The organism is Ruegeria sp. CDSC054 (assembly GCF_059610645.1).
The window spans coordinates 17,895-31,526 of the sequence record NZ_JBXWOA010000002.1; the positions used below are offsets into that span (position 1 = coordinate 17,895).

The following is a 13,632-nucleotide window of genomic DNA, read 5'->3' on the forward strand; positions in this document are numbered from 1 at the left end:
GATAGATGAGCGACGACACCCCAACCCCGGATCAGGCACCCGGTGCCCCACACCCGCGCGAGACACTGCGCCTGTTTGGTCAGGACGCGGCGGAACAGGCTTTTCTGAGCGCCTACACCTCGGAACGTCTGCACCACGGCTGGTTGATTACCGGTCCACGTGGCGTTGGCAAGGCGACGCTGGCCTGGCGGATCGCACGGTTTCTACTGGCAACGCCTCCGACCGAGGAGGATGGGCTGTTTGGCGCACCGCCACCGCCCGATAGCCTTGAGATCGATCCGGAACACCCCGTCGCGCACCGTATTCAGGCTGGGGCCGAGCCCGGCTTGGCGGCAATTACCCGATCTCTGAATGATCAGGGGCGGTTGCGTAGTGAGATTGTGGTTGATGATATCCGCAAGCTTGGCAAGTTTTTCGGCCTTTCCTCGACTGACGGTGGACGCCGCGTTGTGATCGTGGATGCCGCAGATGAGATGAATGTCAGCGCCGCCAACGCGCTGTTGAAAATGCTCGAGGAGCCCCCGGCCCGCACCACCCTGCTGCTGATCTCGCACCAGCCGTCGCGTCTGTTGCCGACAATCCGGTCGCGGTGCCGGACACTGCGCCTGTCTCCGCTGGGATCTGAGAATATGGAAGCCGCGCTGATGCAGACCGGCACAGAAATGCCGGGACAAGCGGATCATTTGGCTGCACTGGCTGCCGGGTCCGTGGGTGATGCGGTGCGCCTGATAAACCTGGGCGGGCTTGAGATTTACGCCGAGCTGATCGCCATTCTGGGCACCCTGCCCCGAATGGACCGTCAGCGCGCGCTTGCCTTGGCCGAGGCTGCTGCCCAACGTGGCGCGGCCGAGCGGTTTGAACTGTTACTGACGTTGATCGACGTCGCCCTGTCCCGGCTTGCGCTGACCGGTGCAACCGGCGCGGCCCCGATGCCCGAGGCCGCTCCGAACGAGGCAGAAACCCTTGCCCGCCTGTCTGCCTCACCGCAGCAGGCCCGCAAATGGGCAGAGGTCGCTGCAGTGATCACCGCACGTGCGCGTCATGGGCAGGCGGTGAACCTTGACCCTGCCGCTCTGGTCCTAGATACGGTGTTCAAGATACAGGAAACCGCCGGTCAGAGCAGATGAGCAATACGCCCGAAATCACCGACAGCCATTGCCATCTGGACTTCCCCGATTTCGAAGGTCAGCTGGATCAGATCGTGGCCAATGCTGCCGAGGCTGGCGTGACCCGCATGGTAACAATTTGCACCCGCTTGCGGAACGAACCAACCGTCCGCGCCATCGCCGAAACCCACGCGCCGGTCTTCTACGCGGCTGGAACGCACCCGATGAGTGCCGCTGATGAGCCGATGGCATCGGTCGATGAACTCGTCGCCTTGTCCCGGCACCCCAAATTTGTAGGTATCGGCGAAACCGGGCTGGATTATCACTATACCGCCGACAGCGCAGCGGTGCAGAAGCAATCCTTGCGGGTGCATATTGAGGCTGCCCAACGCACTGGCCTGCCTTTGATCATTCACGCCCGTGCCGCCGATGACGACATGGCCCGCATTCTGGCCCAGGAACACCGCAACGCGCCCTATTCCTGCGTGATGCACTGCTTTTCATCTTCTGCCGAACTGGCCAAAGCCGCCCTTGAACTGGGGTTCTACTTGTCGATGTCCGGCATCGCGGCCTTTCCCAAAAGCCAAGAGCTTCGCGATATCTTTGCCAGCGCCCCGGTCGACCGCATCCTTGTTGAAACCGACGCGCCATACCTGGCCCCCCCCCCGTATCGCGGCAAACGGAACGAGCCCGCCTATACCGCCCACACTGCGCGCAAAGGGGCCGAGGTGTTTGGGATGGACTACGCCGATTTTGCTGCCCATACGCAGGCAAATTTTGACCGGTTGTTCACCAAAGCAGCGACCTACAAGGCGGCTGCATGACCGAATTGCGATGCACCATCCTTGGCTGCGGATCATCCGGCGGCGTCCCCCGGCTGGGCGGGCATTGGGGCGATTGCGACCCCAAGAACCCCAAAAACATCCGTCGCCGCTGTTCAATGCTGGTGGAACGGGACGGCCCGGACGGTACAACCTCGGTGCTGATCGACACCTCCCCCGACATGCGCAGCCAATTGCTCGACAGCGGGACCGGGCGGCTGGATGGAGTGATCTACACCCATTCGCACGCGGATCATGTTCACGGCATCGATGACCTGCGTATGATCGTGTTCAACATGCGCGAGCGAGTGCCCGTGTGGGCAGATGGCGACACGCAGAACGCCTTGCTGGGACGGTTCGGTTACGCCTTTGTCCAGCCCGAAGGCTCGCCCTATCCGCCAATCCTTGACCTGAAGTCCATCGACGGCCCGTTCGAGGTAGACGGCCCCGGCGGCCCGATTCCGTTCCATCCATTCAAGGTCAACCACGGCTCGATCGACTCGCTTGGTTTCCGGATGGGTAACTTGGCGTACCTGCCGGATGTGGCGGAAATCTACGAAGAGGCCTGGCCGATGATGGAAGGGTTGGATTGCCTGGTCATCGACGCGCTGCGTCGGAAACCTCACCCGACCCATGCGCATTTGGAAAGGACGCTGGGCTGGATCGAACAACTGAACCCCAAGCACGCGGTCCTGACCAACATGCATATCGATCTGGACTATGCCACGGTTGACGCGGAAACCGCCGACAACATCACCCCTGCCTATGACGGAATGGTGATCCATCAGGCGCTCTAAGACCCCACGCAACCGACCTGAGACGCAGCAATTCTGCGTCGGCCCAGCCTGCAAAGCGGTGCTATGCTTCAAAGTCTGATCGACGTCATTCTACCGGTTTTCCTTGTGATCGGAGCAGGTTATGCCTCGACCCGGTTGGGGTATTTCAAGGAAATTCACATCGATGGATTGATGAAGTTCACCCAGGGCTTTGCAATCCCATGCCTGCTGTTCCTTGCAATCTCGCATCTGGATCTGAGTGCCAGTTTTGATCCTCGGCTTCTGGTCAGCTTCTACTCAGCAGCTGGATTATGCTTCACGGCCGGTCTGTTCGGTGCACGGTTTATCTTTGGCCGGGATTGGGAAGATTGCGTCGCCATAGGGTTTTGCTGTCTGTTCTCAAACTCTGTCCTATTGGGACTGCCGATTACCGAACGCGCCTATGGCCCCGAAAACCTGACCGGCAACTATGCGATCATCGCCTTCCATTCGCCCTTTTGCTACGGCGTTGGCATCACGGTGATGGAGGTTATTCGAAATCGCGGCCAGGGCGGTCCCCGCATGGTCAAATCCATCTTGTCGGCCATGTTCCGCAATGCACTAATCCTTGGCATCGCGCTGGGTTTTGCAGTGAACCTGTCTGGTATTGGCATACCTGCGGTCGTGGACGAAGCCCTGGGCCTTGTGACCCGCGCCGCCCTGCCCGGGGCGCTGTTCGCGCTTGGCGGAGTGCTGGTGAAATACAAGCCCGAAGGCGACCTGCGCGCCATCGCCTTTGTTTGCGCGATATCACTGATGCTGCATCCCAGTCTTGTCTGGTTATTCGGCTCAACAGTTGGTCTGCCGCAGGACCTGTTCCGCTCGGGCGTGCTGACAGCAGCGATGGCGCCCGGTTTCAATGCTTACATCTTTGCCAATATGTACGGACGCGCAAAACGAGTCGCGGCCTCGTCCGTTCTGGTCGGAACCGGCGTCTCGATCCTGACAGTCTGGCTTTGGCTGACATTATTAGGATAGCGTGACGTCCCATGGATTGACTTTGCACCAGCCGGACACACCTAACTGAAAAGCCACAGGATACTCCTAAATGCCGCACGCCCTGATCGTCGCCCACGGCCAACCCTCGGACCCGGCCCCTGCTGAAGCGGCGCTAGCTTCCTATGCGGCAGAGGTCGATGCGTATTGCGATGGCGTCAGCGTTCAATCAGCTACACTTGCTGCGCCTGGAATGCTGGAGGCTCGTTTGGATGAACTGCCCGACGACACTGTCATCTATCCCCTTTTCATGGCCAAGGGGTGGTTCGTGACACGTGCGCTGCCCAAGCGTCTGGGTGATGGAAATATCCGAATTCTGGACCCGCTGGGCGTTGACTCTAAACTCCCCGCTTTGGCTGCGGGCGCGTTGCAGGATACGCTGTTGAGCAAGGGGTGGGACGCGGACAAAACCGATCTGGTTCTGGCTGCACACGGATCGGGTCGCAGCCGCAACCCATCAGCTGTCGCCATTGAATTTTCTAAGGAATTGGCCGGGTGCGTGACCTTCAAATCCATCCGCGTCGGGTTTGTGGAAGAGGCCCCGTCCATTGCTGAAGCCGCGACCGGGGCTGGCGATCAATCTCTGTGCCTGCCCTTCTTTGCTTGCACGGGCGGGCATGTTTTGGAGGACGTGCCACAGGAGCTAGAGCGAGCGCGGTTCAATGGGCACGTGATGCCGGTTGTCGGAGAGCTTCCCCCAATCAAACGCCATATTGCGAGAACTCTGACGCGTGCTTTTACGCAGGATTAGCCTAAATAACTGACCGCGTGGGATCAGATGTTATTGCGAACTGGCCGATTTCAACCCATAGGCCGCAAGCTCCGAGAACAGACAATGCCGCGACCGTCCCTGCCGCTTTGCCTCGTACAGCGCCTGATCGGCTGCATTCAGCAGCTCTGCCGCTTCCGGATTGCCGAACTGCGTGGACAAGGCCGTTCCGATGCTTGCCGAAATCCTACACGGGGCACCCTGAAACATCATGGGTTGGCATAGCCGACTGATCAGGCGTCCTGCTATGTCAGAGAGGACATTTTCGTCGACCAGACCTTTAAAAATTATTACAAACTCATCACCACCGACCCGAGCGACCGTGTCCTCATTTCGGGTCTCTTCCTCCATTATGCACGCAGCCTGTTGCAACACAAAGTCCCCCGCCGCATGGCCAAGGCGGTCGTTGACACTTTTGAAGAAGTCCAAGTCCAAATGCATAAGCGCAAAGGCGCAATTGCCCGAGATCAGGTGGCCAAGGACCACGTCCATCGCGCGGCGGTTTTTCAACCCGGTCAACATGTCTGTCACCGCCTGCTCTTCAGCGGCCAACATGGCCCCCTGCAGCCGCAGGTTCAGTGAGCGCGACGCCTCCATCGCGGCTGTTTTCGCCTCAACCAGATACAGCAGTTCAATCGACAGATCCGTGCCAGAGAAATCCGCGCTGGTCAGAGCATAGTCACGAACAGCGTCCAGGATAGAAATCCCGAAGGACAGGTTGATGATTGCCCCGCTCTCCTTTGGCAAAGGAGCGACCAGCCCCGTCAGCGCGGTCCGGGGTTCGTCGTGAAACTTCAGATGCACCTTGCCACCGGGCAGAGACAGCAGCGCGGAAATCGTTGTCACTGCTCGTGGTCTTACCAGTTCAAAAACGTCCAGAAAACCGCGACCCCGCATCGGATGGTCCGGGCGAAGCTTTTGCAGCGTTGGTCCCGCGTTTACGATCCTGCCTTTGTTGTCCACCATCACGAACATGGGGCACAACGTGTCCAAAAGAGCCGAGAGTTCAGAGGCTTGCATCATGACTTGCGCGCCCCAAGATCGAAATGACGCCCTTCGGCAAAGGCACTTTCCACGAGGACGATTGTGATGACTTCAGCCTCGCCCTGCGCCCCTTCATGCGACAGCATGGCCAATGCACCATAGTCATCCGCTATGGCCCGCAATACGCCCACCATCACGCTGGAATAGCCCGGCAGGCCAGAATAGCAGTGCAGACGATACTCTGCTGGTGACACCTCTTGCAGCTCCAGCATCGGCAGGCGCAGATCCGAAACCGCTAGTCGGGCACGGTCTGACAGGTCATCCAGTGAGTGCAAAAACTCGACATATGTCACACCGCCGAATCGAAGCAGTCGGCGCAAACCTTCCATATTCGGGTGCGACACCAAATAGGTTCCAAGATCTTCCAGTATCTCGGCCCGTGGGCGATTCAAGTCAGCACTTAGCGCGTCCAAAACCTGCGCGGTCATGGCGTCGTCATAAAGCAGCATTGCCTCAAACTCGGAAAAACCCAGGCCCGCGGCCTCGGTCACCCGCTGCCAGCAGGGTTGTCCATAGGTCGCGCAAACAAATGACTGTATTGCCCGATTGATCAGACCATGCATGAGATGCCCCAAATTGGTTACACCCCAATCTGCTCAGATAATCCTTAACAAATACCCAAAAAACACGATGCGTGGATGACTATCCGACAGAGTCTCAATCTGGAAGTTATTGTTGTTACATTAGAAATCCGTCGGCGCGCCACCCTCGTCCTTTCGGCGGGCAACAAAATCCTCCAGCTCTTCACGAATCCCGTCATCTATCGGCGGGGGCTCAAAGCTGGTTACGATTTCCTTGAACATGTGGTGGGCGCGCTCGGCCGTCCAGATACCACCTGCAACGTCCCAGCCTTCGTAATTTTTCCAATCGCTTAGGAACGGCTGATAGAACGCGGTCGTGTAGCGGTCCTGGGTGTGCTGAATACCAAAGAAATGGCCATCGTTCCCAACGGCCTTGATTGCATCCAGCGCGATTTCGTCCGGGCCTGTCGCTGTGATCTCGGGCTGCATGTATCGCTGGATTTGCTGCAGAATTTCGCAATCCATGATGAATTTTTCGGGGCTAGCAATCAGCCCGCCCTCAAGCCACCCGGCCGCGTGATACACCATGTTACTACCCGACTGCACCGCAGCCCAAAGCGAGTTCGATGTCTCCCACACCGATTGCCCATCCGGCACGTTTGCCGCACACACACCTGACGACCGCATGGGCAAGCCATAGTAGCGCGCCATTTGGCCGGTCATCTGGGTTGAGCGCATATATTCGGGCGTTCCAAACGCAGGTGCGCCAGATTTCATGTCAACGTTGGACGTGAACGTCCCGATAACACAGGGAATTCCGGGCCGGACATATTGGAACAGCGCAATTGCGCACAATGCCTCGGCCAGGGATTGCGCAACCGCGCCCGCCATCGTGACTGGCGCCATCGCACCAGCAAGTGTGAACGGCGTTACGACAATCGCCTGCCCGCGCCGCGCAAGACGCAGGCAGCCGTCAATCATCGGGTGGTCGTGTTTCAACGGTGAGGTCGAGTTGATGTTGGTATACATCCGCGGGGTCGCTTCGAACTCTTCATGGCTGTGACCCCCAGCGATCCGCACCATTTCCATCACGTCCTCGACCCGTTCTTTGCCCAGCGAATAGGCATGCATTGCCTTGTCGGTCAGCGTCAGCTTGTCATAGAGAACGTCCAGATGCCGAACGCTGGCGTGGATATCGACCGGCTCGACCGGGTAGCCCCCGGCAAAGTGGATACAGTTGAAATACTGTGTCAGCTTCAGCAGATTCCGGCACATCTCACGGTTACCGGCCACCTTGGTCCCGATCTCAAGATCCCAGTAGTTCGGCGGAGAGGAGACGTTCCCGAAAAGCAGGGTTTTGCCACCAACCTCAATCGTCTTGTCAGGATTCCGCGGAGTGATCGTGAACTTTGATGGCGCTTTGGCCACCATTTCCATCACAAAGTCACGACCCATACGAACGTTGTCGCCATTGATCGTACAGCCCGCCTCTTTCAGGATACCAAGCGCTTCTTCGTTGTAGAACTCGATCCCGATCTCTTCGAGGATGCGCATGGCCCCCTCGTGGATCGCTTCGATGCCAGCTTGATCCAACGGTTCGGTGGGTTTGTCGATGTTGATCGGCGGATTCCACGGCATTTGGTCGATCACCGCGCTGCCCCTGCGTGCCGCCGCACCTGCCCGTCCCCCTCCGCGCCGTTTGCGAGTCTCTGTGTCAGCCATTGGAACCCTCCGGAACTTGCTTTCATCAAGCAAGCCCAGAAGTCGGCCCAGTGGCCGCTCTATCTGCGACAAGGTTTGTCGGTTTTATTACTTGGGCAGTCGAATTCAGCCGAAGCTGGATCAGTTTTCAGCCAACCAGGCGGGAATGTGACCGATATCCGGCAGCACGACATCCGCCATCGGCGCAAGTGCCTCGGCCGGGGCCAGCCCGGTTAGTACCCCAATTGTGGTCATTCCCGCTGCACGCCCGGCCTGCAGATCATGCAGGCTGTCCCCCACCATCGCCACGCGTGACGGGTCGACACCAACATGGGTCGCAAAGGCAATCAATTGCCCGGGTCCGGGTTTGAACCCATGGCCGCTGTCGTAGCCAGCAACAAAATCGAAGTGGTCGCGAATCCCGACTGAGGCGAGATGTTGCAGCGCAGGCATCTCTCCGTCGTTCGTGGCTACACCCAGTTTTAGACCCGCCTGCCGCAAAGCATCGAGGAAGGGAACCAGAGGAACAGCCGGCGCCTGTGTCGCCGTCGCCGATTCCGTGTTCAGAATGTCGATCAGCTCATCGCTGGGCATATCCGGGAAATAGGGTGCAAGAGCTTCGGCGATCTCTTCGACGGTCCCCGCAATCACGATGCTGTCGTCAGCATATTCTTCCGAAACCGGATCAAATCCGATGGCCTGGCCCAGTTCAGCAGCCCGCTTTTGGTCGCCGTCTGACAGCTTTTCCAACACGCTGCGCCCGAAACCACCCCATGTGTTCGCAAAGTCAAACAGTGTTCCGTCCTTGTCGAACAAGATCGCATCGATGGGCATTACATGCTCCTGTCAGTGATTTGAATCAGGTCCAGTGAACGTCGCCACCGGACAAAACAGCCCGCGCCTGACCCGGCAGGTCATAGGGCACGGAATTGGCGTCACAAAAGGCGATCACCCACGAATCGTCAAGCATCAAGAATTCCAGAACCGAATTCAGGAACTCCGGCTCTGATGCGCGAACCCGCAGGTCCTCGGTGGATGCGCCCGTCGAGCCCAAAAAGATCGGTAGCAATTCGTCATTCCCGACCAGCCAGCCAAGGACGTTCAGGGCAAGCGTTTCGGCGGATTGGACGGTGATCGGCATAAAGAGGCCTCGGGTATGCACTTGGAAAGGGTTTGTTAACCAGACTCATAAACACTTTGGCAACGCATGCAATCAACGGTGATAGATATGTCCGTGCAGGGAACCATTCTTGTCCTCGACGGGACTTCGACCAATCGCATTATGCTAAAAGTTCAGCTGACGGCGGCGTGGTATCACGTGGTTCAGGCTGAAAAGCTGTTTGGGCTGGCCGGGTTGCTAAGTCGTACGCGCCCCGATCTGGTGCTGGTGGCACAAACGCTGCCCGATGGCTCGGCTGCGGACGTCAAAAGACTGGTGATGGCCCATCCGGAACTGGCCGATGTACCGGTCGTTGCAATCGCACCGCAGAACGACAAGGCGGCAAGGTTGCAGGCATTGGCGGATGGGTTGGACGACGTGTTGGCGGCCCCGTTCAAGGACACCCTGCTTCTGGCGCGAATTCGCAGCCTGCTGCGCGCGCGCGCTGACACGCAAGAGCTTCAGCTGGGCGACGGATCACATCCAGTCGGATTTGCAGAACCCGCGACCGTGCTGATTACGCCGTCGAAATCGGCCCATGTGGCCATACTGACTCAGAACAGCCGGATCGGGACATTGTGGAAAACCGCATTGTCCGAGAGATCACATCACAGCCTAAGCACACATGCAGCTTCGAACATGCGCGCCTTGTTGTCGGGTCCAGTACCGGATGCGATTCTGGTCGAAATAGGAACGACCGCCACGGGGCTGAATGCGTTGGCGGATCTGAAGTCACGGGGGGCAACTCGGCATACCGTATTGATCGCCGTCTTGGCCGATGAAAACGCGACAATGGCGAGCGAGGCGCTGGATCGTGGCGCTGACGCCGTTTGCATGGGGGGGTTCTACGTCGAAGAGGTTCAACTGCATCTGGACAACCAGATCGCGCGAAAGGCCCGAATGGACCAAATACGCGCCTCATTAAGGCGTGGGCTGGCCGAGTCGTGGGTCGATCCGCTGACCGGGTTGCACAACCGTCGCTATGCAATGAAAGCCATGGATCAGATGGCGCGACAGCCATCGCGATCTGGTCACGGTTTTGTTGTCATGCTGGCAGACCTGGATCATTTCAAAACCATCAACGACCGTTTTGGGCATGTCAGTGGCGACCAGGTTTTGACCGAGGCCGCAAAACGCATGAAGCGCACGGTTGGCGCGGCCGGTTTTGTCGCGCGCATCGGAGGGGAGGAGTTTATTATCGGCCTGCCCGACAGCTCTCAGGCGGGGGCGATGGATCTAGCAAAGACACTGCGTGACTGTATCAGCAAGGCACCGTTTTCGCTTCCCGATACCTCGGCCGCCGTGCCTGTCACCATCAGCATCGGCCTGACTGCACCGAACCCGCCCCTGCCCCTTGGTGACCCGGTGGAGCGGTTGCTGAAATCCGCCGATACTGCACTTTATGCAGCCAAGAAGGCAGGTCGCAATCAAGTAAGGATCAGGCAGAGCGCTGCCTGAGACCCTCAGTCCTTTTTCTTGTGGCCACGCGGGCCTCGTTTAACGACCTCTTCCAGCCGGTCGGCATAGACCAGACGCTCTTCATCACTCATGGCTTCAACCCGGGCCAACCACTCTTGCTGCAGCGCGTTCTGCAGGTCCGCCATGGACTGCGCTTGTTGGTCCAGCAGGACTTGAACCGCCGCAGCGTCAAAGGGGTTTGCCCGCAAAGCAGTGCTGAGTTGGGCAAAATCCTGGGATCGGTTGTGTGCACCCTTTTTGTGACGGTCGAAAAGCTCACCGCGCATCGCTTTGCGTTCTTCTTTTGGCAGCGCACGATACAGCGCCGAACCAAAACCTGGCGGAGATTTTGCATGATCCCCACCTTTGACCCGCAGTGCGGTTCCCAGGGCAACGCCGACGATCAGCAGGTTCAAGGCCAGCGAGATGACCAGTAGAACCGACATCCAGCGGTTTTTGGGTTTGGGGCTATCGCTCATTCGGCGTCCTCCAGAAAACTCGTATCCAGACTTAGGTCAGCGACCACGAAACTAACATCCTGCGCGTAGATGTAATTGGCGGGATCAGGCAGAAACGCCGGTGCTGAAAAGCCGATCCAAACGCCCGCCATACTGGCTGCAACCAAACCGCCCATTCCCTGCCAGCCGCCAAACCCGGCCAGCAGACGCGCCCACAGAGAGTTTGTCTTTGGCTCATCTGGCTTCAGGCGACCCAGCCGAACAGATTCCGCGTCGGTGAGAATGCGCACGGCCAGATCATCCGGCAACTCTTGCCGATCCTGCCGGGCTTGGGCGAACAACAGATCCAGATTGTCTTTGTCGTCAGTCATCGTCGTACCCCAATTCATCACGTCGCCCGGCCAGAATCGCCGCTAACGACCGTTTTCCTCGTGCCGTAAGGCTTTCCACCGCTTCCACCGAAATGCCCATGATCCCAGCGATTTCGGGGTTGGGCAATTCTTCAATATGCCGCAAAACAACAGCTTGTCGCTGACGTTCGGGCAGTTGTGACAGTGCAATTTGCAGCGCGTCGTTTCGGGCTGCGTCCTGTAGACGGTCGGCTGCACTGGCCATTTCATCTGCTGGCTCTGGCACATCCGCCAGCCGGTCCGGCGTTTTTTTTTTTCGGCGCAGATCAACACACAGATTTAGCGTCACGCGATAAAGCCATGTCGATACTTTGGCCTGACCGGGTACCCAATCGGGTGCCATCTGCCACAGGCGCATCATCGCATCTTGTGTCACATCTTCAGCCTCGGCGCGATTGCCCAGAAACCGAAGGGCCACTGATAGGCTGCGCGGCGCAAGCCGATCGGTGAGAACGCGCGCCGCCGCGGCATCGCCATCGGCAAACTGCCTGAGCAACACATCGTCGCCCAATTCGTCCGCGGCGTAATCCACGCCGCGAACGTATTGCGGAGCAGAGGTCAGGTCCTCCATCCTGCATCAGCTGTCGTCAGAGTCCGCTTTCCCATGTTTCTTGTGGCGCTTTCCCATTCTGTCTTTTGCATCGGCAAATTCCTCTTCCGAGATAGCGCCGTCCTCGTTCGCGTCGATCCGATCAAACATCTTGTCAGCACGGCGCGGCTTGGGCAACTCGTCCTCGCTCAGAAAACCGTCCTTGTTGGCATCGTTGCGTTCAAACATCTTCGTAACACGGTCGTTGGCCTTCTTTTGACCTGCTGCCTGCATCTCTTCGACGCTCAGTTGGCCGTCGCCATCGGTGTCGGCAATGGTGAAACGCTGATTCCGATGAGCCTGCATTTCTTCCTTGGTCACTTGCCCGTCACCGTTCGCATCGAGCTGTTGAAAGGTCACAGGTTCGCGATCTTTACCGCCTGCGGCGAAAACAGATGTGCCGGTGATTGCCACTGCGGACACAATGATTGCCGGAATGAATTTGGCGCTTTTCATAACGTTTTTCCCTTGTTTTCGCGGCGCCATTGCCGCTGCTTACATAGGTTCAAACGGGACAGGCATCCCATTCCGTCGCAGGAAGTGAAACTTTTTTGGAAACGACTTGGCGATGCAAAGCGACGCACCCCCTTTCCCGAAGCCACAAACAAGCGTTATATCCTCATCATTGGAACGCGCGAGTATCAACATGACAGATCAGACGATCGAAACCCACGATGTAGAAGACCGCCCGACAAAGCCGGCACTGGTCAAAGGGTTCCGTTGCCGTTGCCCAAATTGCGGCGAAGGCAAACTGCTGCACAGCTACCTCAAGGTTAACAACGAATGTTCGAATTGCGGACAAGAGCTGTTTCACCATCGCGCCGATGACGGGCCGGCCTATCTGACCATTCTTCTGGTAGGTCACCTGCTGGCACCGGCGCTTCACTTGTCTTATGTCCACTGGCGCCCTGAGCCCCTGACGATGTTCCTGGTTTTGGCAATTGGCTGTACTGCCCTGTCACTATTCCTGCTGCCACGATTGAAAGGGGCCGTTGTCGCCTATCAATGGGCTCGTCGCATGCACGGCTTTGGCCAGTCCGCGTGATCTTGGACCACAAGTTGAGCAACGGATGACGGTGGACAAAACAGCCATACGCGACGCGGCGACAGTCATTGTCCTACGGGATCGTCTGACCAATCCATCCATCCTGATGGGGCAACGCGGCGCAAAAGCCGCGTTCATGCCCAACAAGTTTGTCTTCCCAGGCGGCGCTGTCGATACATCTGATGCGGATGTTTCACTGTCAACTGATCTGCCTGCCGTGTGCTGTGATCGCCTTGCGGAACGGTCACAAGCCGGGCTGCAGAATGCCTTGGCGGCGGCTGCGATCCGAGAGCTTTGGGAAGAAACCGGACTGATTTTGGGCCAACCGGGCGATTGGACCGGTCCGCTGACCGAAGATTGGGCGACATTTGCGCAGATGGGATACCGCCCATCGGCACAAGCACTTCAGTTCGTCTTTCGTGCCGTCACCCCCCCTGGGCGACCCCGCCGGTTCGATGCACGCTTTTTCCTGGTAGACGCCACTGCAATCCAGGGCGATCTGGATGATTTCAGCCACGCCTCGGACGAGCTGTCACATCTGCAATGGGTGCCGCTGGACCGGGCGCGCGAATTCGACCTGCCGTTCATTACAGAAGTCGTGCTGGCCGAAATCGCTGCTCGGGTGACAGACCCAACGCCCCCTGAAACTGTTCCGTTCTTTCTGAACAGTCAGGAGGAAAGCCTTTTCCTCAAGCTTCGCGGTTATCCCATGCCAGAAGCAGACTGAGGGCCGGTGGCCC

At 58.3% G+C, this 13,632-nt stretch carries 17 protein-coding genes; 8 read left to right on the forward strand and 9 right to left on the reverse strand.

The genetic code is table 11. From position 1 onward, the window contains the following. The first annotated feature begins 5 nt into the window (after positions 1–5). The 5 genes from AC2FGC_RS04020 (at position 6) to AC2FGC_RS04040 (ending at position 4,489) form a co-directional block, all read left to right on the forward strand. Positions 6–1,127, forward strand: coding sequence for a DNA polymerase III subunit delta' (locus AC2FGC_RS04020; RefSeq protein WP_496724536.1), 1,122 nt, complete (start codon positions 6–8; stop codon positions 1,125–1,127). Then, positions 1,124–1,930 carry a TatD family hydrolase gene (locus AC2FGC_RS04025; RefSeq protein ID WP_472723325.1) on the forward strand — a complete coding sequence of 269 codons (807 nt, stop codon included), beginning with the start codon at positions 1,124–1,126 and terminating at the stop codon, positions 1,928–1,930. Before AC2FGC_RS04020 ends, AC2FGC_RS04025 begins: the two co-directional genes overlap by 4 nt. Continuing rightward, a complete protein-coding gene (locus AC2FGC_RS04030) occupies positions 1,927–2,724 on the forward strand; it encodes an MBL fold metallo-hydrolase (protein ID WP_496724534.1) in 798 nt (265 codons plus the stop codon). The genes AC2FGC_RS04025 and AC2FGC_RS04030 overlap by 4 nt, the downstream gene beginning before the upstream one ends. A 63-nt stretch (positions 2,725–2,787) precedes the next feature. Then, positions 2,788–3,720 (forward strand): AEC family transporter, encoded by a 933-nt coding sequence (locus tag AC2FGC_RS04035; protein WP_496737971.1) that lies wholly within the window; start codon positions 2,788–2,790, stop codon positions 3,718–3,720. Between the two features lie 70 nt (positions 3,721–3,790). Continuing rightward, entirely contained in the window at positions 3,791–4,489 is a 699-nt protein-coding gene (locus AC2FGC_RS04040) for a CbiX/SirB N-terminal domain-containing protein (RefSeq protein ID WP_496781484.1), read from the forward strand. 30 nt (positions 4,490–4,519) lie between these two features. Here the strand turns inward: AC2FGC_RS04040 and AC2FGC_RS04045 are convergent, their stop codons facing one another. From AC2FGC_RS04045 to AC2FGC_RS04065, 5 genes are all read right to left on the reverse strand, one after another. Next, positions 4,520–5,530: a diguanylate cyclase domain-containing protein gene (locus AC2FGC_RS04045; protein ID WP_496724528.1), complete on the reverse strand. Its 1,011-nt coding sequence runs from the start codon at positions 5,528–5,530 to the stop codon at positions 4,520–4,522. Further along, on the reverse strand, positions 5,527–6,114 hold the full coding sequence (locus AC2FGC_RS04050) for a heme NO-binding domain-containing protein (RefSeq protein WP_496724526.1): 588 nt from the start codon (positions 6,112–6,114) through the stop codon (positions 5,527–5,529). Before AC2FGC_RS04050 ends, AC2FGC_RS04045 begins: the two co-directional genes overlap by 4 nt. Positions 6,115–6,234: 120 nt before the next feature. After that, complete coding sequence (locus tag AC2FGC_RS04055; RefSeq protein ID WP_496724524.1) at positions 6,235–7,794, reverse strand: trimethylamine methyltransferase family protein; 1,560 nt, start codon at positions 7,792–7,794, stop codon at positions 6,235–6,237. Positions 7,795–7,914: 120 nt separating this feature from the next. Next, positions 7,915–8,607 carry an HAD family hydrolase gene (locus AC2FGC_RS04060; protein WP_496724522.1) on the reverse strand — a complete coding sequence of 231 codons (693 nt, stop codon included), beginning with the start codon at positions 8,605–8,607 and terminating at the stop codon, positions 7,915–7,917. A 25-nt stretch (positions 8,608–8,632) separates the two neighbouring features. Next, positions 8,633–8,914 (reverse strand): DUF3572 domain-containing protein, encoded by a 282-nt coding sequence (locus tag AC2FGC_RS04065; protein WP_496724520.1) that lies wholly within the window; start codon positions 8,912–8,914, stop codon positions 8,633–8,635. An 87-nt stretch (positions 8,915–9,001) separates the two neighbouring features. Here AC2FGC_RS04065 and AC2FGC_RS04070 point away from each other — a divergent pair, with 87 nt between their 5' ends. Next, the gene (locus AC2FGC_RS04070) at positions 9,002–10,390 is read left to right on the forward strand and encodes a diguanylate cyclase (protein ID WP_496781486.1); all 1,389 of its coding nucleotides are present in this window, start codon (positions 9,002–9,004) and stop codon (positions 10,388–10,390) included. Between the two features lie 5 nt (positions 10,391–10,395). On the opposite strand, the gene AC2FGC_RS04075 is transcribed toward AC2FGC_RS04070, so the two are convergent. Genes AC2FGC_RS04075 through AC2FGC_RS04090 form a run of 4 tightly spaced genes read right to left on the reverse strand, consistent with a single transcriptional unit; the run spans position 10,396 to position 12,303 of the window. After that, complete coding sequence (locus AC2FGC_RS04075) at positions 10,396–10,869, reverse strand: periplasmic heavy metal sensor (RefSeq protein ID WP_496724516.1); 474 nt, start codon at positions 10,867–10,869, stop codon at positions 10,396–10,398. Beyond that, positions 10,866–11,219, reverse strand: a complete 354-nt coding sequence (locus tag AC2FGC_RS04080; RefSeq protein WP_496724514.1) for a hypothetical protein — start codon at positions 11,217–11,219, stop codon at positions 10,866–10,868. Before AC2FGC_RS04080 ends, AC2FGC_RS04075 begins: the two co-directional genes overlap by 4 nt. Continuing rightward, positions 11,212–11,829, reverse strand: a complete 618-nt coding sequence (locus tag AC2FGC_RS04085; protein ID WP_496781488.1) for an RNA polymerase sigma factor — start codon at positions 11,827–11,829, stop codon at positions 11,212–11,214. The genes AC2FGC_RS04080 and AC2FGC_RS04085 overlap by 8 nt, the downstream gene beginning before the upstream one ends. Positions 11,830–11,835: 6 nt before the next feature. Beyond that, a complete protein-coding gene (locus AC2FGC_RS04090) occupies positions 11,836–12,303 on the reverse strand; it encodes an EF-hand domain-containing protein (protein WP_496724511.1) in 468 nt (155 codons plus the stop codon). 190 nt (positions 12,304–12,493) lie between these two features. On the opposite strand from AC2FGC_RS04090, the gene AC2FGC_RS04095 reads away from it, so the two are divergent. After that, positions 12,494–12,892 (forward strand): DUF983 domain-containing protein, encoded by a 399-nt coding sequence (locus AC2FGC_RS04095; RefSeq protein ID WP_058279642.1) that lies wholly within the window; start codon positions 12,494–12,496, stop codon positions 12,890–12,892. Between the two features lie 25 nt (positions 12,893–12,917). After that, positions 12,918–13,619 carry an NUDIX hydrolase gene (locus AC2FGC_RS04100; RefSeq protein ID WP_496724509.1) on the forward strand — a complete coding sequence of 234 codons (702 nt, stop codon included), beginning with the start codon at positions 12,918–12,920 and terminating at the stop codon, positions 13,617–13,619. Positions 13,620–13,632 lie beyond the last annotated feature (13 nt).

Coding starts and splice junctions, on each gene's coding strand:
- AC2FGC_RS04025 (WP_472723325.1), top strand. CDS start 1,124: ATGAGCAATACGCCCGAAATCACCGACAGCCATTGCCATCTGGACTTC.
- AC2FGC_RS04035 (WP_496737971.1), top strand. CDS start 2,788: ATGCTTCAAAGTCTGATCGACGTCATTCTACCGGTTTTCCTTGTGATC.
- AC2FGC_RS04070 (WP_496781486.1), top strand. CDS start 9,002: ATGTCCGTGCAGGGAACCATTCTTGTCCTCGACGGGACTTCGACCAAT.
- AC2FGC_RS04065 (WP_496724520.1), bottom strand. CDS start 8,914: ATGCCGATCACCGTCCAATCCGCCGAAACGCTTGCCCTGAACGTCCTT.
- AC2FGC_RS04055 (WP_496724524.1), bottom strand. CDS start 7,794: ATGGCTGACACAGAGACTCGCAAACGGCGCGGAGGGGGACGGGCAGGT.
- AC2FGC_RS04030 (WP_496724534.1), top strand. CDS start 1,927: ATGACCGAATTGCGATGCACCATCCTTGGCTGCGGATCATCCGGCGGC.
- AC2FGC_RS04085 (WP_496781488.1), bottom strand. CDS start 11,829: ATGGAGGACCTGACCTCTGCTCCGCAATACGTTCGCGGCGTGGATTAC.
- AC2FGC_RS04090 (WP_496724511.1), bottom strand. CDS start 12,303: ATGAAAAGCGCCAAATTCATTCCGGCAATCATTGTGTCCGCAGTGGCA.
- AC2FGC_RS04100 (WP_496724509.1), top strand. CDS start 12,918: ATGACGGTGGACAAAACAGCCATACGCGACGCGGCGACAGTCATTGTC.
- AC2FGC_RS04060 (WP_496724522.1), bottom strand. CDS start 8,607: ATGCCCATCGATGCGATCTTGTTCGACAAGGACGGAACACTGTTTGAC.
- AC2FGC_RS04080 (WP_496724514.1), bottom strand. CDS start 11,219: ATGACTGACGACAAAGACAATCTGGATCTGTTGTTCGCCCAAGCCCGG.
- AC2FGC_RS04050 (WP_496724526.1), bottom strand. CDS start 6,114: ATGCATGGTCTGATCAATCGGGCAATACAGTCATTTGTTTGCGCGACC.
- AC2FGC_RS04040 (WP_496781484.1), top strand. CDS start 3,791: ATGCCGCACGCCCTGATCGTCGCCCACGGCCAACCCTCGGACCCGGCC.
- AC2FGC_RS04075 (WP_496724516.1), bottom strand. CDS start 10,869: ATGAGCGATAGCCCCAAACCCAAAAACCGCTGGATGTCGGTTCTACTG.
- AC2FGC_RS04095 (WP_058279642.1), top strand. CDS start 12,494: ATGACAGATCAGACGATCGAAACCCACGATGTAGAAGACCGCCCGACA.
- AC2FGC_RS04020 (WP_496724536.1), top strand. CDS start 6: ATGAGCGACGACACCCCAACCCCGGATCAGGCACCCGGTGCCCCACAC.
- AC2FGC_RS04045 (WP_496724528.1), bottom strand. CDS start 5,530: ATGATGCAAGCCTCTGAACTCTCGGCTCTTTTGGACACGTTGTGCCCC.